15 protein-coding genes are annotated in these 17,749 nt (G+C 68.0%); 5 read left to right on the top strand and 10 right to left on the bottom strand.

The features are described 5' to 3' along the window. Nucleotides 1–65: 65 nt before the first annotated feature. Complete coding sequence (locus tag L0966_RS06330; protein WP_234051020.1) at nt 66–923, top strand: LysR substrate-binding domain-containing protein; 858 nt, start codon at nt 66–68, stop codon at nt 921–923. A gap of 185 nt (nt 924–1,108) precedes the next feature. Here L0966_RS06330 and L0966_RS06325 read toward each other — a convergent pair whose 3' ends face one another. From L0966_RS06325 to ffh, 5 genes are all read right to left on the bottom strand, one after another. Continuing rightward, on the bottom strand, nt 1,109–1,558 hold the full coding sequence (locus L0966_RS06325) for a DNA polymerase III subunit chi (RefSeq protein WP_234051019.1): 450 nt from the start codon (nt 1,556–1,558) through the stop codon (nt 1,109–1,111). A gap of 149 nt (nt 1,559–1,707) precedes the next feature. Continuing rightward, entirely contained in the window at nt 1,708–3,204 is a 1,497-nt protein-coding gene (locus tag L0966_RS06320) for a leucyl aminopeptidase (RefSeq protein WP_234051018.1), read from the bottom strand. A gap of 1,039 nt (nt 3,205–4,243) precedes the next feature. Continuing rightward, nucleotides 4,244–4,618 carry a 30S ribosomal protein S16 gene (gene rpsP / locus L0966_RS06315; RefSeq protein WP_234051017.1) on the bottom strand — a complete coding sequence of 125 codons (375 nt, stop codon included), beginning with the start codon at nt 4,616–4,618 and terminating at the stop codon, nt 4,244–4,246. Between the two features lie 14 nt (nt 4,619–4,632). Then, nucleotides 4,633–5,142, bottom strand: coding sequence for a hypothetical protein (locus L0966_RS06310; RefSeq protein WP_234051016.1), 510 nt, complete (start codon nt 5,140–5,142; stop codon nt 4,633–4,635). 10 nt (nt 5,143–5,152) lie between these two features. Next, entirely contained in the window at nt 5,153–6,706 is a 1,554-nt protein-coding gene (ffh, locus tag L0966_RS06305) for a signal recognition particle protein (RefSeq protein WP_234051015.1), read from the bottom strand. A 309-nt stretch (nt 6,707–7,015) separates the two neighbouring features. Here ffh and L0966_RS06300 point away from each other — a divergent pair, with 309 nt between their 5' ends. Further along, nucleotides 7,016–8,608 (top strand): sodium/solute symporter, encoded by a 1,593-nt coding sequence (locus L0966_RS06300; protein ID WP_234051014.1) that lies wholly within the window; start codon nt 7,016–7,018, stop codon nt 8,606–8,608. A 78-nt stretch (nt 8,609–8,686) separates the two neighbouring features. On the opposite strand, the gene L0966_RS06295 is transcribed toward L0966_RS06300, so the two are convergent. After that, the gene (locus L0966_RS06295; RefSeq protein ID WP_234051013.1) at nt 8,687–9,967 is read right to left on the bottom strand and encodes a VWA domain-containing protein; all 1,281 of its coding nucleotides are present in this window, start codon (nt 9,965–9,967) and stop codon (nt 8,687–8,689) included. A 391-nt stretch (nt 9,968–10,358) separates the two neighbouring features. Here L0966_RS06295 and L0966_RS06290 point away from each other — a divergent pair, with 391 nt between their 5' ends. Together L0966_RS06290 and L0966_RS06285 are read left to right on the top strand one after the other, a co-directional pair. After that, nucleotides 10,359–10,631, top strand: coding sequence for a DUF6460 domain-containing protein (locus L0966_RS06290; RefSeq protein WP_234051012.1), 273 nt, complete (start codon nt 10,359–10,361; stop codon nt 10,629–10,631). 10 nt (nt 10,632–10,641) lie between these two features. Beyond that, nucleotides 10,642–11,979 carry an MATE family efflux transporter gene (locus L0966_RS06285; protein ID WP_234051011.1) on the top strand — a complete coding sequence of 446 codons (1,338 nt, stop codon included), beginning with the start codon at nt 10,642–10,644 and terminating at the stop codon, nt 11,977–11,979. 6 nt (nt 11,980–11,985) lie between these two features. Here the strand turns inward: L0966_RS06285 and L0966_RS06280 are convergent, their stop codons facing one another. Further along, entirely contained in the window at nt 11,986–12,330 is a 345-nt protein-coding gene (locus tag L0966_RS06280; protein ID WP_234051010.1) for a DUF952 domain-containing protein, read from the bottom strand. A gap of 281 nt (nt 12,331–12,611) precedes the next feature. On the opposite strand from L0966_RS06280, the gene L0966_RS06275 reads away from it, so the two are divergent. Continuing rightward, complete coding sequence (locus tag L0966_RS06275; RefSeq protein WP_234051299.1) at nt 12,612–13,289, top strand: helix-turn-helix transcriptional regulator; 678 nt, start codon at nt 12,612–12,614, stop codon at nt 13,287–13,289. Nucleotides 13,290–13,358: 69 nt separating this feature from the next. On the opposite strand, the gene L0966_RS06270 is transcribed toward L0966_RS06275, so the two are convergent. From L0966_RS06270 to L0966_RS06260, 3 genes are all read right to left on the bottom strand, one after another. Continuing rightward, entirely contained in the window at nt 13,359–14,981 is a 1,623-nt protein-coding gene (locus L0966_RS06270; protein ID WP_234051009.1) for a cisplatin damage response ATP-dependent DNA ligase, read from the bottom strand. A 138-nt stretch (nt 14,982–15,119) separates the two neighbouring features. After that, nucleotides 15,120–16,310: a CaiB/BaiF CoA-transferase family protein gene (locus L0966_RS06265; RefSeq protein WP_234051008.1), complete on the bottom strand. Its 1,191-nt coding sequence runs from the start codon at nt 16,308–16,310 to the stop codon at nt 15,120–15,122. Between the two features lie 126 nt (nt 16,311–16,436). Continuing rightward, on the bottom strand, nt 16,437–17,633 hold the full coding sequence (locus L0966_RS06260) for an acyl-CoA dehydrogenase (protein ID WP_234051007.1): 1,197 nt from the start codon (nt 17,631–17,633) through the stop codon (nt 16,437–16,439). Between the last annotated feature and the right edge of the window lie 116 nt (nt 17,634–17,749).

Genomic DNA, 17,749 nt, shown 5'->3' with positions numbered 1-17,749 from the left:
CTGATTAGCGCAGGCCATACGATATAAAAACTACATAATCCCATGTCTCAGCATAAGGAAAAATTGTGGATCTGCGCTTCCTTCAGAGCCTCGTGGCGGTGGCGGAGACGGGCTCCATCGCGGCCGCCGCGCGGCGGGAGAAGCTGACCGCGGCGGCCGTGAGCCAGCGCGTGCAGGCACTGGAGCGGGAGCTGGGCTGCGCGCTTCTTGCCCGCACCGCCCACGCCGCCCAGCCCACCCAGGCCTGCCTTGCCCTGCTGCCGCGGGCGCGGCGCCTGTTGAGCGAAGCGGCCCTGCTGAAGGACGACATTGCGGGGGATGCCCTGGCCGGCGAGCTCTCCGTGGGGGCCATCTCCACCATGCTCACGGGGCTGATGCCGGAGGTGCTCGACACCCTGTCGCGCACCGCGCCGGGCCTGAAGCTGCAACTGGTGCCCGGCTCTTCGGCCCACCTTTACGAGCTGCTGCTGCGCGGCGAGCTCGACGCCGCCATCCTGGTGGCGCCGCCCTTTTTGTTGCCCAAGGCTGTCGCCTGCCACGCCCTGCGCACGGAACCCCTGGTGCTGCTGAGCCGCGAGCCGGTGGGGGTGGAGGAGGTGGCGGCATCCATCGAGGCAGAGCCGTTCATCCGCTATGATCCATCCTCCTGGGGCGGGCGGCTGATCGCCGACTATATGAAGGCGCGCGGCCTGTATCCGGAGGTGCGCTGCGACCTCGACGCGCTGGAGACCATCGCCCTTCTGGTGGCTCGCGGCATGGGGCACGCATTGGTGCCCCTGTGGCCGGGGCTGGAGGACGCGGGCGTCCACGTCCTGCCCTTGCCCGACGCTGCGGCCCATGCCCGGCGCATCGTATGCCTGCATGCCGCGCTGCCGCCGCGCGCGCCGGCCCTGCGTGCGCTCATGGAGGCGCTGGCGACCTAGGTTGTTTCAGTGTTTCAGGGAGAGGGTGAAACAGTCCATCCCTCTGTTTTCGCGGAAGTCCTTCACGCCAACCGGTTTCCATGTCGCGCGGAAACACTCGAAGCGGGGCGCCATCGGTGTCGGCCTTGACCGCCGCTGAACGAGCCGCGCGATGGGAGGCGCGCCAGCCTCGCCGGCCTTCGGCGTCAGGCCTTGCGCACCCAGCGGCCGGTTTCCTCCTGCTGCCAATAGGTGAGGGCGTGGCCCTGGGCCTTGGCCTCGCGCCAGCGATCGCGGGCGGCGGCCACCTGCTCCTCGTCACGGCCATCGAACAGGTGGACGACGCGGGTATAGGCGCTGGCGTCGGAGAGGGGCACGGCATCCACCAAAAAGCGGATCTGGGCGCCGTTGGGATTGGCCTCGGTGGTGGCGATCAGCACCGGCTGGCGCTCGGGCTGGGGCTGGGCCTCCGTGCCGTGGGGCATGAAGGAGGCTTCATTATAGGTCCACAGATGGGAATCGAGTGCATCACGCCGCTCGGGCGACCCGCATTGCACCACGCACCGCCACCCCCGCTCCAGGGACTTCTCCAGCAGCGTCGGCAGCACCTGCTCCAGAGGGCGGCGCTCGAGATGATAGAACAGGACTTCAGTCATGGCGGCTGGCGGACCTCTGCATGTCCGCCTTTTTCACGCGGCTGCGCGGGCGGCGCAAGGGAGGGCCGCTGGGAACGGCATTCACTCCCGCCACGTGCAGCAGACGGGGCCGGCGGAGCGGCCCCGTCAATAGACAGTTGCGGCGGACCTCAGGCCTCGTAATTGTCCTTCACGAGCTGGTTGAGCAGGCGCACGCCCCAGCCCGAGCCCCAGCTCTTGTTGATGTCCGAGGCGGGCGACGACATGGCGGTGCCGGCCACGTCCAGATGCGCCCAGGGGGTCTTCTCCACGAAGCGCTGGAGGAACTGGGCGGCGGTGATGGAGCCGGCATTGCGCCCGCCCGTATTCTTCATGTCGGCGAACTTGCTGTCGATCAGCTTGTCGTATTCCGGGCCCATGGGCAGGCGCCACACCTTCTCGCCGGTCTCGGTGCCGGCCTTGGTGAGGTTGGCGGACAGGGTGTCGTCATTAGAGAACAAGCCCGCATATTCCTGCCCCAGGGCCACCAGGATGGCGCCGGTGAGGGTTGCAAGGTCGATCATGAACTTGGGCTTGAAGCGGTCCTTCGTGTACCAGAGCACGTCGGACAGAACGAGCCGGCCTTCCGCGTCCGTGTTGATGACCTCGATGGTCTGGCCGGACAGGGAGGTGACGATGTCGCCGGGGCGCTGGGCCGCGCCGTCGGGCATGTTCTCCACCAGGCCGACCACGCCCACCGCGTTCACCTTCGCCTTGCGGGCGGCGAGCGCGTAAAGCAGACCTGTGACGCAGGCGGCCCCGCCCATGTCGCCCTTCATGTCCTCCATGCCGGCGGCGGGCTTGATGGAGATGCCGCCGCTGTCGAAGATGACGCCCTTGCCGATGAAGGCCACCGGCGCGTCATCCTTGGCGCCGCCGTTCCAGCGCATCACCACCACGCGGCTTTCCTTGATGGAGCCCTGGCCGACGCCGAGCAGCGCGCGCATGCCGATCTCGTGAAGCTGCGCATCGCCGAGCACTTCCACCTCGACGCCCACGGCGCCGAGCTGGGTCTCGATGCGGCGGGCAAACTCGGCCGGGTCGAGCACGTTGGCGGGTTCGTTCACCAGGTCACGGGCGATGAGCACGCCTTCGCCCACGCCCTCGCGGGCGGCCCAGGCGCGCTTCACCGCAGCCTCTTCGGAAACCAGGACATTGAGGGTGAGCGGGCCGCGCTCGTTGTCCTCTTTCTTCTTGGTCTTGTAGCGGTCGAACTCATAGGCCCGCAGGCTGGCGCCCAGGGCGATCTCGGCCACCGATTCGGGCGCGATCTTCGTGCCGGGCAGCTCCACCACCACGCTGGCCTCGCGGGCGCTGGCCGGGATCTTTCCGGCGATGACGCCGCCGAGCTTGAGGAAATCCGTGGCCTTCAGCTCCGCCGCCTTGCCGACGGACAGGACGATGAGGCGCGGGGCGTCAAGCCCGGCGGGCGCCAGCAGGTCCACGCCGGTGAAAGCCTTGCCCTTGAAACGTTCGGCGTCGAAGGCGCGGGTCAAGGCGCCGTCAACGCCCTTGAGCAGCTTCTGGGTGGCGGTGCCGAACGCCAGCGTCTCGTCGGTGAGCACGATCACCACGCCCTTGGGGGCGGAGGTGAGTTTGGCGAACGAGAGGGTCAGGGGTTCGGACATAAAGCGCTCCAGAAGAAAAGGGGGTGAAGGAATGGGGCGCGCAGGCGCCTTTGTCTAGATGCGGGCCGGCGCGAGGCGCCGAACAGGCCGGCGGACGGGCGGTAGAGCTTTAGATAGGAAGTCCCGCCCACGCTGCAAAGGCCCCGTGAGCCTGGGCGGGCGCAAACGGGGCGCAAGCGGGAGGGGAGTGTAAATCCCCCGGGCTGGATCGCGCGCGTCAGGTTCCCGATGCGGCCTTGAGCCTTCTCCCCGCTTCGCGGAGGCCAAGATCATCCTCAACGCTATGGAGTCACAGCCGTTTCTTCAGCCGGAACGGTATCCCGCCGCGCCGAATGACGCTGCGATGGGGGCGGAGGCGCGCGTCGTGGTTGAGATAGGGCGCAGGGGCGGGCGTCAAGGCGCGTGCGCCAACGGGGTTCCTTTCGCGGCCAACGAAGGGGGCAAAGTGCAGGGCCAGGGCCCGAACGAAGATTCCGGCGCGAACGACGCGCGCTCATCCGGACCTGCACCCATGCCCTTGAGCAAGAGGGACATTGGCGACGCCGGGCGCCGCATCGGGTACGCGCCCGTCGGTCTCGTGTGCCTCTCCGTCTTGGGGGCTGAGAGCTCGCGCGGTCCTTGCCGTGCCCAAGGCATGAGCTGTGGCGCTATGCCCACCGAAGCCACTGCGCTTTCGGTGCGCCGTGGCGCCGGCATTCCCCGCGCGCCGGGCCCCAGGATAGGCCGCGCAGAGGCGCGAGGGGGGCTTCGGCCGGTGTCGCCCGGAACCGGCTTCTTCGCCGCGGGGTGGTCTGTTTCCACGCGTGTCCTGCACGCGCACCGGTTCCCACCTCGCTCGGAAACGCTCTGTCGGATGAGGACTCATGCGATCCGGGGCGGTTCCGCCCGACGTGTGTGAGGGTGCACTGCAGCCGCTCAAGGCTTGTGATCGGTACACAAGGCACGGGGCGGGTGCCCCGTGCGGTGTTCAGGCCGGCGCCAGTCAGCATGCGCCGGCGGGCGGCGCGGCGGGGAGAGACCCCACGCGCCACGCTCAGCCTCACTCGGCCGGGGCTTCCTCGGCCGGGGCGGCAGCGGCGGCGGCCTTCTCGGCCTTCTCCTTGGCGCGCTCCTTGGCCTTCTCGCCGGGCTCGGCCTTCTTGGGGTTGTTGCGCGCGTCGCGCTTCATGAGGCCGGCGGCGTCCAGGAAGCGGGCCACGCGATCGGTGGGCTGGGCGCCCTTTTCGAGCCAGGCCTTCGCCTTCTCAGTGTCGAGCACCACGCGCTCGACGGCATCCTTGGCCAGCAGCGGATTGAAGGTGCCGATCTTCTCGATGAAGCGGCCATCACGCGGAGAGCGGCTGTCGGCGATCACGATGCGGTAATAGGGACGCTTCTTGGCGCCGCCGCGGGCGAGACGGATCTTGAGGGACATGATACTACCTTTCTTCAGTTCTTCTTCTTGATTTCAGCGGACGCGCGGTCCCACTCTGTCTTCAAGATTTTCGAGGTTGCTTCCAATATCGTCGTCAGGTTTTCGTCGATGACTTGGCCCAGGCTCGGGTCCTTTGTCTCCGCGAAGCGGATGAGGGTGGTCCGGGTCTGCTCCAATTCGTCCTTCAGGAGCCGCTGCTCCTCTTCATGCAGGTTCAGCATCAGGAGAATGTAGGTTTCGATCTTCATGATGTCGGTATGAAGATCGTCTGTTTCGGCCTTCGTATTCTCCAGTACCTTGCCTTTCAGGATGTGCGCGGCTCCAATGAATTTTGAAACGTTGCTTCTCAGTTCTTCGATCCAGGTCACCCGGAAGGAGGCAATCCGATGATTGGCTTCCATCCGGATGTTGGCCATCGTCGTTCTCAGCGTGACCATCGCGATGAAGATGGTGGCCACGCCGACAACCAGGTTGCCCAAGTCGATCTGGATATTTTCCAATATCCACGCCGTGATCGGGCTCATCTCTCAAAACTCATTTCTTCTTGGGCTTCCCCAGTCCCGGCAGGCCCTTGGGAAGTCCCGGCAAGCCCGGCAGGCCGCCGGGGAAGCTGGGCGGCAGGCCTCCGCCGGGCAGGCCGGGGAAGTTCGGTGGCAGGCCGCCGCCCGCCGCGCCGGCGCCGCCCGCGCCCATCTTCTCAGCCATGTCCTGCAGCATTTCGGGTGAGGGTGCGCCGCCGCCGAAGCCCATCATGTTGGCCAGGCCCGCCAGCGGTCCGCGCTTGCCGGCCTTGCCACCCATGGCCTTCATCACGTCCGCCATCTGCCGGTGCATCTTCAGGAGGCGGTTGATTTCCTCCACCTTGGTGCCGGAGCCGGCGGCGATGCGGCGCTTGCGCGAGGCGTCGAGCAGCTTGGGGTGGGCGCGCTCCCTGGCCGTCATCGAGCCGATGATGGCCACCTGCCGCTTGAACACCTTGTCGTCCAGATTGGCGGAGGCGATCTGGTTCTTCACCTTGGCGACGCCGGGCAGCATGCCCATGAGGCCGCCGAGCCCGCCCATCTTCTGCATCTGGATGAGCTGGCCGCGCAGGTCTTCCAGGTCGAAGGTGCCCTTGCGCATGCGCTCGGCGGTGGCCTTGGCCTTTTCGATATCGATGGCCTCGGCGGCCTTCTCCACCAGGGCCACCACGTCGCCCATGCCCAGGATGCGGCCGGCCACGCGATGGGGGTCGAAATCCTCCAGCGCGTCCATCTTTTCGCCGGTGCCGAGCAGCTTGATGGGCTTGCCGGTGACCGCGCGCATGGAGAGCGCCGCGCCGCCGCGCCCGTCGCCGTCGGCGCGGGTGAGCACGATGCCGGTGAGGCCCACGCGCTCGTCGAACGCCTTGGCGGTGTTCACCGCGTCCTGGCCGGTGAGGCTGTCGGCCACCAGCAGCACTTCGTGCGGGCCCGTGGCGGCCTTCACCTCGGCCACCTCCGCCATCAGCGCCTCGTCCAGCGTGACGCGACCGGCGGTGTCGAGCATCACCACGTCGTAGCCGCCGAGCTTGGCGGCATCGATGGCGCGCTTGGCGATCTGCACCGCGCTCTGGCCGGCGACGATGGGAAGGGTGGCCACTTCCACCTGGGTGCCGAGGGTGGCCAGCTGCTCCATGGCCGCCGGACGGCGGGTGTCGAGCGAGGCCATCAGCACCCGGCGCTTGTTGCGCTCGGTGAGGCGCTTGGCGATCTTGGCGGTGGAGGTGGTCTTGCCCGAGCCCTGGAGACCCACCATCAGGATGGGCAAAGGCGCGGGCGCATTGAGATCGATGGGATCTGCATCCGACCCCAGGGTGGCGACCAGCTCGTCATGGACGATCTTGACCACCATCTGGCCGGGGGTCACCGACTTGATGACCTCGATGCCGACGGCGCGCTTCTTCACGCGGTCGGTGAACGAGCGCACCACGTCGAGGGCGACGTCCGCCTCGATGAGCGCGCGGCGCACCTCGCGCATGGCCTCGCCGACGTCGGCTTCGGTCAGCGCGCCGCGTCGCTTCAGCTTGTCGAGTATGCCGCCGAGGCGGTCGGAGAGGTTATCGAACATGGGCGTCCTGTTTCGGTTCACGAGCGTGGAGGCAACGCCAAACGCGCCCGAGGGCGCAACGCGCTGTCGGGCGGTGACCTCCGGACCCTTGGGTCCGGTCGGCGGATCGGCGTAGCCGTCCTCGTGAAGTGGCGGTGCTTAGCAGGTTTCCAGCTGGGAAGCAAATCCGGCGGGCAGCGCGGCGCCGTGCGGGTTCACACCTGAACTGGGCTGTGTTACCCCGAGGCATTCCTCGCATCGGTGCCCGTGGATCTCGGCGCCGTCCTCCAATGGCAGAAGATGTTTGCGCATCTTCGAGACAGAAGGGACGTGACGTCGCCCGATATGATCTCTCTGCATTCCATCGATCTCGGTGTCATCGTCGGTTATCTTGTGGTGGTGGCCGTCATCGGCGTCATCGTCTCGCGTAAATCCACTTCGGCGGAAGAGTTGTTCCTGGCCGGTCGCAGTCTCGGTGGCGTCGCTATCGGCCTGTCGCTGTTCGCGTCGAACATCTCCTCCACCACGCTCATCGGCGTCGCGGGAGCGGCCTATACGGATGGGATCGGGGTTGCTCACTACGAGCTGTGGGCGGCGGTGATCCTGGTGGGCATGGCGGTGTTCACCATTCCCGTGCTACTGCGCACCCATCTCACCACCATTCCGGAATATCTGGGCCGGCGGTTCGGCGTGGGCGTGCAGCGCTATGTGTCGGCGCTGACGATCTTCCTTTCCATTTTCGTGGATGCGGCCGGCAGCGTCTATGCGGGCATCCTGGTGCTTCAGGTTCTGGTGCCGGGTCTGCCGTTCGTGCCCGCCTGCATCGGCCTCGCCCTGTTCGCTGGGGCCTATACCCTGGCCGGCGGATTGCGCGGTGTTGTCTATACGGATGTCATCCAGGCTTTGGTGCTCATCGCCGGCTCGATGGCGCTCAGCTATGAGGTGTTCGCGCGCTTCGGCTTTTCCTTTTCGGCCATGGCGGCGGCGGTGCCGGCGGAGCATTTGAGCCTCGTTCGCCCGGCTTCCGATCCAAGCATGCCGTGGACCGGGGTGCTGCTCGGTCTGCCGGTGCTCGGCTTTTATTATTGGGGGGCGAACCAATACATCATGCAGCGGGTGCTCGGCGCGCGCTCGCTGGAGGCGGCGCGGCGAGGGGCGCTGCTGGCGGCGGCATTGAAAATCCTGCCCTTGTTCATGATGGCCCTGCCGGCGGCGCTCGCGGTGGCGCTGCTGCCGCCCCTCGACAAGGGCGACCAGGTGTTTCCGATGATGGTGAGCCATTTCCTGCCGGTGGGCGTCGTGGGGCTGGTGCTGTCGGGGCTCTTGGCCGCCATCATGTCCACCATCGATTCCACCCTTAATTCGGCCGCCACCCTGGTGATGTATGATTTCGCGGGTGCACACGGCCGCGACTGGAGCCCTAAGAGGGCGGTGCGCCTGGGGCGGGTGGTCACCGGCCTGTTCATCGTCGTGGCCGCCTTCTGGCCCTTGGTGATCCGCGATTTTCCCGGGCTCTTCAATTATATCCAGCAGGTGTTCTCCTATGCGGTGCCGCCCGTGGTGGCGGTGTTCCTGCTCGGCATGTTCTGGCCGCGCATGACGGCGATCGGTGCCCTCACCACGCTGGTGTTTGGCCATGGGCTCGGGCTCGGGCTGCTGGTGCTGCGCGCCTATTTCGCGCGGAGCGGGATGATGGATCCGCTGCCGCATTTCACGGTGGTGGCGGGCCTCTCGACCCTCGCATCCGCGCTGGTGGGCGTGAGCGTCAGCCGCATTTTTCCGAAGCCGGGACCGGAACGGAGCGACATCAGCCTGTGGCGACGGGCGGACAGTTGCGGCCCCTGGCGCGGGGTCGCGGATTATCGCTTGCCGGCGCTGCTGGTGCTGCTCGCGGTGGCCTGCGTGGTCTGGATCTTCCGCTGAAGGGAGGCGCCAGACCCCGGACCATTGCGTTGGCGCGCCCTCTCAGCGCGAGGGGGGATCCCCTTCGTTTGAGGCGCCCTATCGTGCCGGGTTGGCGGCGCGGGGGATGGTGAAGGCGGTCTGGCTGGTGGGGGTGATCTTCACCTGCGCGCCAAAGGTGGCGCCGGCCGAGGGGCCCTCCGTGACCGTGCCGAGCACGTCATAGGTGCCGGGCAGGAATTCGCCGCGCACCGGGTCGGCGCTGGCTTCGGCCGCGCCCCAGGCCTCGGGCGGCAGGGTCTGGCCGGGGGCGGGCACGGCCGACCAGGAGACGGGCGCATCGGCGCCGTCGGCCTGGAAGGTCACGGCGATGAGATACGGACGCACCAGCATCCGATGACCGTCCTTGATTCCGGAGGCCCAGCCGTCGGCAGGGTCGAAGCGCTCGATCTCGAATTCCGTCCCGCCGTCGAACAGGGCGCAGCGCGCATGGTCGATGAAATAGCTGCCCTTGGGCTCATAGCGCCAAGCGGCGCAGGTGGCATCGGCGGTGCAGGCGGCCTCACACTGGGCGATGGTGCCGGTGGGCGGGAAGCTGGGCTGCGTCACCGGGGTGGCCTTGGTCGCCGTGGTCCGGCCGGTGGGGGTAAGTCCCACATTCAGCATCATGGGGGCGCCGGGATGGTGGGGTGCCGCCTTGGGCTGGGGTTCCGGCTTGGCGGGCGGTGCGTCGCTCACGGTTTCGGTGAGGGCCTTGTCGAGGGAGGCGCCGTCGCGCGCTTCGATATAGCGGCCGCCGGTCTTCTGCGCGATGCAGGCCACCTGGGCGCCCTCTTCGCGCGTGAGGCCGAAGCCGATCACATGGGCGGTGAAGGCGACGCCCGCCTTCTCCAGCTCGGCGGCGGTGGCGCAGGGGTCGGCGTCGCAGGTCTCGATGCCGTCGGTCACGAGCACCACGGTGGCCGGGCCCTCGGTGTAGCGTAGGGCCTCGGCGGCCTTGCGCAGGGCGGCGGAGAGCGGCGTCATGCCAAGAAAGCGCAGGGACTTCACCGCCTCGCGCACGGCCGGGCCGGAATTCGCGGCGGGCGGCACCAGCAATTCGATGTCGCCGCAGTCGCCCTTGCGGCGGTGGCCATAGGCCATCAGCCCCACCTCGCGGTCGGCCGGCAGCCGGGACATCACATTCTCCACCGTCTCCCGCGCCACCACCAGCTTGCGCTTGCCACCGGCGACCCCCCACATGGAGCCGGAACCGTCGAGAATGATGATGGTCCGCGCCGGTTCCGCGGCGGCCCTGGCCGGAGAGGCGGGGGCCGGACCCAGCAGGAGCGACAGGGCGAGGGCGAACGCGGCGCAAAGGCGGGGCAGGGTGAAAGTCATCGGGGGCCTCATCTCCTCGCGGCCGCGTGCTTTCGCCGGCGCCCGCATGTGTCCGTCGATGGTCCTGCGACGCGCCGTGCGAGGGCGCGTGCGAAGCTGCGGCAATGCCGTAGCGGCAGACGCGTCCCGTGTCGAGCGGATCATGGCCCGGCGCCCTTCGCCCGAGCGCCCTGCCAAGGGGCGCCCCCGTTGCAGGGGATGGGCGATGTGGTCCCGCAGTTTGTGTGCGAGAATCGTCCCGGCGCGACCGGGCCTGCGCTGGGGGACGATGCTCGCGCACGGGTTGCTGGAACCTGCCCCGGCGTCTTGGGAGATCGCGGATGCGGACGCAAAACCGCGTTACACTTTGGCTGAATTTGCTCTAAACGACGCAGAGCACAGGAGACGCGCCATGTCGGACAATAACGAGCTCACCCGCTTCTTTGGCGGCTCGCCCGCCTGGGTGCTGGTGCGCCTCGTGGTGTTGTCGGTCGTGGTGGGCGTGATCCTGGCGGCGCTGGGGCTCGACCCCATGAACATCTTCCAGAGCCTGGAACGGCTGGTGCGCAGCCTGTTCTCCTTCGGCTTCGAGGCGGTTGAGCGGCTGTGGCGCTACTTCCTGCTGGGCGCGGTCATCGTGGTGCCGCTGTGGCTCATCCTGCGCATCGCGAGCGCTCGGCGCTGAGACGGCGCCCATGAGCGGGGGCGAGGGGCCCGTCACGCACCGGCGGGTGCTCGCCATCGCCCTGCCCATGACGGTGGCGCATCTCACCACGCCGCTGCTGGGGGTGGTGGACGCCGCGGTGGTGGGGCGCCTCGGCGATGCGGCTTTGCTCGGCGGGGTGGCGCTGGCATCCGTCATCTTCGACATGCTGTTCTGGGGCTTCGGCTTCCTGCGCATGGGCACGGTGGGGCTCGCCGCCCAGGCGGTGGGGCGGGGCGATGGGGTGGAGAAGAGGGCGGTGCTCGCCCGCGCGCTGCTCATCGCCATGCTCTGCGGCGGGGGGCTGGTGCTGCTGCAGGTGCCCATTCTCGCCCTGGCCCTGAAGCTGGCGGGGGCCAGCGCCGAGGTCAGCGGGGCGGTCGCAGATTACTACCATGTCCGCATCTTCGCAGCGCCGTTCAGCCTGGCCAATTACGCGATTTTGGGCTGGCTCACGGGGCTTGGGCGCACCGGGCGGGCGCTGGCGGTGCAGATGGGCATGAACCTGCTCAACATGGCGCTCACCATCGTGCTGGTGCTGGGCGCGGGGCTCGGTATCGCGGGGGCCGCGGCCGGAACGCTGGTGGCCGAGGCGGCGGGCACGGTGGCGGGGCTCGCGGTGTGCGTGCGCCTGCTGGGCGGCGGGCCGGCAGGCCTGTTTCGCGGCGTCCCCGGGGCGGTGCTGCGCGATGCCGCGCGGCTGCGCGAGGCCCTGCTGCTCAATGGCGACATCATGATCCGCACGGCGGCGCTGATGTTCGCCTTCTTCTTCTTCGCGGCACAGGGCGCGCGGGCGGGGGATGTGACCCTGGCGGCCAATGCGCTGCTGCAGAATCTGGGCCTTCTGGCCGCCTATTTCCTCGACGGATTCGCCACCGCCGCCGAGCAGGTGTGCGGGGCCGCCGTGGGTGCGCGCCGGCGGAGCGATTTCGCGCGCGGCATCGAGCTGGTGCTGATGTGGGGTTTCGGCTTCGCCCTCGCGGCCGGCGTGCTCTACCTGCTGGTGGGGCCGGCGCTGATCGACCTGATGAGCACCAGCGCGCAGGTGCGCGATGAGGCGCGGCGCTACCTTGTCTACGCGGCGCTGCTGCCGGTGGTGGGGGTGGGCGCCTTTGCTTTCGATGGGGTCTTCATCGGCGCCCTGTGGTCGCGCGAGATGCGCAACCTGATGCTGGTGGCGGTGGGCTTTTATCTCGCCGCTTGGTGGGCCCTGCGATCATTCGGCAATGACGGGCTGTGGGCCGCGCTGATGGTGTTCCTGGTGGCGCGCGGCGTGCTGCAGGCCCTGCGCCTGCCATCCCTGATGCGCCGCACGTTCGCGGTTGCCTGAAGCGCGTCAATCCAGCGGCGGGAAGATGTGGGCGCCATCGGCGCCGAGGGGGAGATCCTTCACCCAGATCACCGCGGAAAGGGGCAATGGTGCGTAAAGGTGTGGAAACAGGGCGCCGCCGCGCGAGGGCTCCCATTTCAGCGCATCGCCCAAGGCGGCCGCATCCACGGCCACCAGCTTCAGGTCGGTGGCCTCTGCGAAGTGGCGCGCCGCCGTTTCGCGCACCTGCGCGGCGGTGGAAAAATGAACGAAGCCGTCCGCCAGATCCACCGCCGCACCGGTGAAGGCGCCTTCGGCCTCGGCCCTGGCCCAGAGGCCCGAGGGGCTGATCTTGTAGATGGGGCGAGACATGGGGGCTCCCTGCGGCATTGGATCATGGGTCTATCCGCAGCCTTTTCCACGCGAACCGGGCGCCGGTGAGGCAAAGGCGAAGGGACCTGGCGTCCTCCCCCGATACGGGCCCTGATTTAAGCCCTGATTCATCCGGACAGGCGGAGCCCCGTGATTTTCGTGCATAACACACGCCATAATGCGCGGTATGGTTGTGATTAGGTTGCAATAGGATTTGGTTCCTGGACAAATAGGGAACAAATTCATATCATGTGCAAGGCTCGCGAGGACACGACATGACCATGCTCACCCACGGGCAGATCTGGAGGGCGGTGGATCAGCTGGCCGAGCAGCATGGGCTGTCCACGTCCGGTCTCGCCAAGCGGGCGGGGCTCGATCCCACAACCTTCAATCGTTCGAAGCGGGTCACCACGGATGGGCGGCCGCGCTGGCCCTCCACCGAGAGCATCGCCAAGGCGCTGGATGCCACCGGCACCAGCGTGGAGCATTTCTTCGCTTTGCTGGAGCCGGAGCTGTCCGGCCATCTGGGCGGCGACGGCTTCGAGGAGGAAGCGACGCCCATGAAGGGAACGATCCATTCCATTCCCCAGATCGGTTTCGCGCAGGCCGGCCGCGGCGGCTTTTTCGGCGATGCAGGGTTTCCGGTGGGGGCGGGCTGGGACGAGATCATGTTTCCCGAGGTGAAGGACCCCCACGCTTACGCGCTGGAGATCGCCGGGGATTCCATGGAGCCGGTGTATCGCAATGGCGACATCGTGGTGGTCTCGCCCCAGGCGGACATCCGCCGGGGCGACCGGGTGGTGGTGAAGACCCGCGAGGGCGAGGTGATGGCCAAGGAGCTGGTGCGCAAGACCGCCCGGCAGATCGAGCTGCGCTCCCTCAACCCCGCCCACGAGGACCGCCTGCTGCCTCTCGACCAGGTGGAGTGGATGGCCCGCATCGTGTGGGCAAGCCAATAGGGGCGCTTTCAAGCGAAGCGGACGACGGCTTGCGGCAGGAGCTTGAGGCGGATCAGGCGTCGGCGCGGTCTATTTCAGGAGCGCTTCCAGCGCCTCCAGCCGGTCCGCCTCTCCCGGTGGCTTGTCCCATCTCAGACGCGCGATGCGGGGAAAGCGCATGGCGAGGCCGGAGCGGTGACGCGGCGAGCGGGAAAGGCCCTCGAACGCCACCTCCAGCACCAGCCCCGCCTCCTTCTCGTGCACCACCTCCCGCACCGGCCCGAAGCGGTTGACGGTGTTCTTGCGCACGAAGGCGTCGATGGTCTTCAGCTCCTCGTCCGTGAAACCGGAATAGGCCTTGCCCACGGGCACCAGGACATCGCCGTCCTCCCCCGCCGTCCAGACGCCGAAAGTGTAGTCTGAATAATAGGATGAGCGCTTGCCGTGACCGTGCTGGGCATACATCAGAACGGCATCCACCGTGTGCGGATCGCGCTTCCATTTCCACCATGGCCCCTTGGGGCGACCGGGGAGATAAAGGCTGTCGGCGCGCTTCATCATCACGCCTTCCACGGCTTCCGCATCCCCGCCCGCCGCGGCGGGGGTGGCGCGGGCGGCGGCGAGGTCGTCCCAGCTTGAGAACGGCACCAAGGCTGAGATGTCGAGCCGCGGAGAGCCCATTTTCGCCACCAGTGCTTCCAGGCGGGCGCGCCGCGCGGTGAAGGGCTGGTCGCGCAGGTCCTGCGTGCCCTCCGCCAGCAGGTCATAGGCGCGGATGTGGGCGGGAAAATCGGTGAGCAGCTTGCGGGTGACGCTCTTGCGGTTGAGCCGCTGCTGGAGAACGCCGAACGGCTCCACCCGCCCCGCGCGCACGATCAGCAGCTCGCCATCCAGCGCGCCCTCGAAGTCCAGCGCCTCCAGCACATCGGGAAAGGCTGCGGAAATGTCCTCGCCGGTGCGGGAATAAAGGCGCGTCACCTTCTGCCCGGCGCCATCCACGCCCGCCACCGCCTGCACGCGGATGCCGTCCCATTTCCATTCCGCCGAAAAGTCGCCCGGCGCGAGGGTGGAGAAGTCCGCCTCCTCGATGGCATGAGCCAGCATCACGGGGCGGAAGGGTGCGGGATTGGTGGTTTCCGGGCGCGGGCCCCGGCCCTCCGCCCAGGCGAACAGCGTGGTGTAAGGCGGGCTCAGGCCCGGCCACACCAGCTCCACGTCGTCGGCGGTGAGGGGGCCGAGGCTCGCCACGGCGGTCTTGGCCAGCCGGGCGGAGGCGCCCACGCGGAGCGCGCCGGTGATGAGCTTCAAGAGCGCCCAGCGGCCGGTTTCGTCGAGCCCGTCGAGCCAGGTGGCGAGCGCGCCCGGCAGGCGCGTTTTGGGCAGGGTGGCAAGGTCCTGCACGATCCGCGAGAGCAGGGGCGCGTGCGCCTCCGCGCCCTCTGCCTTGGGCCACATGAGGGCGACGGTTTCCGCCAGATCGCCCACATAATCGTAGGAGATCTCGAACAGTACCGGGTCCGCCCGCTCCATGATGAGCGTGCGCACCAAAGCCGGCTTGGCATTGGCGAAGGAGAAGGCGCCGGTGAGGGCGGCCAGGGCAAAGCCGCGCTCGGGATCGGGGGTCGAGCGGAAATAGTCCGCCATCAGGCGGATCTTGGCATTGCGCCCCGGCTCGAAGCCGAGCCGGTCGATGAGGGCGGCGAAGCGGTTCATGGGAGGCGGATCATGGGCTCTTTACCCATGTCACTTCCCGGTGGCGCGAGCAAGGCGGCGGCCTCGGAGGGGGTGGTCGGACGGCGGGCGGACCCCCGCCCGTTCGCCGCCGTCCGACGGGTGAGACGGCTTTCGCCGTCACACCTTTCCGATGATGTCCTTGATGAGCGCCATCACCGCCTCGGTGTCGGCGCCGAGACGGGGGCTGGCGGTCTTGGCCACCTGCCGCTCGCCATCGAGGACGATGGGGCTGCCCACGGCCGGCACCGTGCCGCCGCCGGCCTCGGGCAGGTCCACGCGCAGCCCGCGATGGATCACCTGCGGATCGGCGAACACCTGGGGCACGGTGTTGATGGGGCCGGCCGGCACGCCCTGCTTCTCCAGGGCGGCAAGCAGGTCATCGCGCTTGAAGGTCTGGGTGAGGGCCGAGAGCTGCGGCACCAGGTCCGCCCGATGGGCAACGCGGGCCGGATTGGTCTTGAAGTCGTCGTTTCCGGCAAGCTCGGGCGCACCCAGCACCGCGCAGAAGCGGGTGAACTGCCCATCATTGCCCACGGCGGCGATGAAATAGCCGTCCGCGCAGGGGAAGACCTGATAGGGCACGATATTGGGGTGCGCATTGCCCATGCGCTTGGGCGCCTTGCCGGAGGCGAGGTAGTTCATGGCCTGGTTGGCGAGCACGCCCACCTGGGTGTCGAGCAGGGCCATGTCCACATAGCCGCCTTCGCCCGTGGTCTCGCGGCGCCGCAAGGCGGCGAGAATGCCGATGGTGCCGTAAAGGCCGGTAAAGATGTCGGCAAAGGCGACGCCCACCTTCTGTGGCTCGCCGTCGGGGTCGCCGGTCAGGTCCATGATGCCGCCCATGCCCTGCACCAGGAAGTCATAGCCCGCGCGCGGCGCATAGGGGCCGTCCTGGCCGAAGCCGGTGACCGAGCAATAGACGAGGCGCGGATTGACCTTTTTCAGGCTCTCATAATCGAGCCCGTATTTCTTGAGGCCGCCGAGCTTGAAATTCTCGATGACCACATCGCACTGGGACGCCAGCGCGCGGATGGCCGCCTGGCCCTCGGCGGTCTCGAAATCAATGGCCACGGAACGCTTGCCGCGATTGGTGGCGTGGAAATAGGCTGCGCCCAGCTCGGCCCCGTCGGCGCCCTTAAGGAAGGGCGGGCCCCAGGTGCGGGTGTCGTCGCCGGCGCCCGGGCGCTCCACCTTGATCACTTCCGCGCCGAGATCGGCCAGCATCTGGCCGCACCAGGGGCCGGCAAGGATGCGCGCGAGTTCGAGGACGCGAAGACCAGCAAGGGGGGCGGGCTTTTCGGCGGACATGTCAACTCTTCCAACTCGGAAATAAGGGCCCCTCTCCCGCGGGGGAGAGGGGAAAGGCGGGGCGGAATCTCGCCCTAACCTCTCCCGCGAGGGGAGAGGGCACAAGGGCGCTCGGGAGAGCGCCGATCAGAAGAACGCCTGAAGGCCGGTGATGGCGCGGCCGATGATGAGGGCGTGGATGTCGTGGGTGCCCTCATAGGTGTTCACGGTCTCGAGGTTGGCCGCGTGACGGATCACGTGGAACTCGGCCGAGATGCCGTTGCCGCCGTGCATGTCGCGCGCCACGCGGGCGATGTCGAGGGCCTTGCCGCAATTGTTGCGCTTCAGGAAGGAGATGGTCTCCACCGGCAGCGTGCCCGCGTCCATCATGTGGCCGGCGCGCAGAGCGAGCTGCAGGCCCAGGGCGATTTCGGTCGCCATGTCGGCCAGCTTCTTCTGCACCAGCTGGGTGTTGGCCAGCGGGCGGCCGAACTGCTTGCGGTCCAGCGTGTACTGGCGGGCCTGGGCGAAGCAGGCTTCCGCCGCGCCGATGGCGCCCCAGCCGATGCCGTAGCGGGCGCGGTTCAGGCAGCCGAAGGGGCCGGCGAGGCCGGACACGTTGGGCAGCAGGTTCTCTTCCGGGATCTCCACGTCGTCGAGCACGATCTCGCCGGTGATGGAGGCGCGCAGCGAGAGCTTGCCTTCGATCTTCGGGGTGGTGAAGCCCTTGGTGCCGCGCTCCACGACGAAGCCCTTGATGGCGCCGTCATGGGCCGCCGACTTCGCCCACACCACCGCGAGGTCGGCGATGGGGGAGTTGGTGATCCACATCTTGGCGCCCTTGAGGCGATAGCCGCCGTCGATTTTCTCGGCGCGGGTGCGCATGCCGGCCGGGTCGGAGCCGGCGTCGGGCTCGGTGAGGCCGAAGCAGCCCACCCACTCGCCGGTGGCGAGCTTGGGCAGATACTTCTTCTTCTGCTCCTCGGTGCCGTAAGCGTTGATGGGGTGCATGACGAGGGACGACTGCACGCTCATGGCCGAGCGATAGCCGGAATCCACCCGCTCCACCTCACGGGCGGCGAGGCCGTAGGACACGTAGTTGAGGCCGGCTCCGCCGTATTCCGGGGAGATGGTGCAGCCGAGCAGGCCGAGCTCGCCCATCTCATTCATGATCTCGCGGTCGAAGCGCTCGTCGAGATAGGCGGAGGTCACGCGCGGCAGCAGCTTTTCCTGCGCATAGTCACGCGCGGTGTCGCGCACCAGCCGCTCTTCCTCGTTGAGCTGGCTCTCGAAATCGAACGGATCGGCCCAGTCGAACTTCGGCTTGGCGGAAGATGCGGCCATGGACGTGTCTCCTCGGTATGGTTGGTCGCCGTGATTTACTTTCCGACCAGTCGGTATATAATTCGAAGGGTGCGGTCAAGGGCCTTGTGCGCCGCGCCGCACCGGGTGGGTTTCGC

The sequence above is a fragment of the Xanthobacter sp. NM-59 genome (genome assembly GCF_021401125.1).
Classification (GTDB): Bacteria; Pseudomonadota; Alphaproteobacteria; order Rhizobiales; family Xanthobacteraceae; genus Xanthobacter.
This window is presented reverse-complemented; position numbering and strand designations above follow the sequence as displayed.

What these genes read in the sequence shown, in the direction of transcription:
- ffh (WP_234051015.1), bottom strand. Translation starts at nt 6,706, where the DNA reads ATGTTCGATAACCTCTCCGACCGCCTCGGCGGCATACTCGACAAGCTG.
- L0966_RS06260 (WP_234051007.1), bottom strand. Translation starts at nt 17,633, where the DNA reads ATGGCCGCATCTTCCGCCAAGCCGAAGTTCGACTGGGCCGATCCGTTC.
- L0966_RS06320 (WP_234051018.1), bottom strand. Translation starts at nt 3,204, where the DNA reads ATGTCCGAACCCCTGACCCTCTCGTTCGCCAAACTCACCTCCGCCCCC.
- L0966_RS06295 (WP_234051013.1), bottom strand. Translation starts at nt 9,967, where the DNA reads ATGACTTTCACCCTGCCCCGCCTTTGCGCCGCGTTCGCCCTCGCCCTG.
- L0966_RS06275 (WP_234051299.1), top strand. Translation starts at nt 12,612, where the DNA reads ATGCTCACCCACGGGCAGATCTGGAGGGCGGTGGATCAGCTGGCCGAG.
- L0966_RS06265 (WP_234051008.1), bottom strand. Translation starts at nt 16,310, where the DNA reads ATGTCCGCCGAAAAGCCCGCCCCCCTTGCTGGTCTTCGCGTCCTCGAA.
- L0966_RS06310 (WP_234051016.1), bottom strand. Translation starts at nt 5,142, where the DNA reads ATGAGCCCGATCACGGCGTGGATATTGGAAAATATCCAGATCGACTTG.
- L0966_RS06270 (WP_234051009.1), bottom strand. Translation starts at nt 14,981, where the DNA reads ATGAACCGCTTCGCCGCCCTCATCGACCGGCTCGGCTTCGAGCCGGGG.
- rpsP (WP_234051017.1), bottom strand. Translation starts at nt 4,618, where the DNA reads ATGTCCCTCAAGATCCGTCTCGCCCGCGGCGGCGCCAAGAAGCGTCCC.
- L0966_RS06290 (WP_234051012.1), top strand. Translation starts at nt 10,359, where the DNA reads ATGTCGGACAATAACGAGCTCACCCGCTTCTTTGGCGGCTCGCCCGCC.
- L0966_RS06280 (WP_234051010.1), bottom strand. Translation starts at nt 12,330, where the DNA reads ATGTCTCGCCCCATCTACAAGATCAGCCCCTCGGGCCTCTGGGCCAGG.
- L0966_RS06285 (WP_234051011.1), top strand. Translation starts at nt 10,642, where the DNA reads ATGAGCGGGGGCGAGGGGCCCGTCACGCACCGGCGGGTGCTCGCCATC.
- L0966_RS06325 (WP_234051019.1), bottom strand. Translation starts at nt 1,558, where the DNA reads ATGACTGAAGTCCTGTTCTATCATCTCGAGCGCCGCCCTCTGGAGCAG.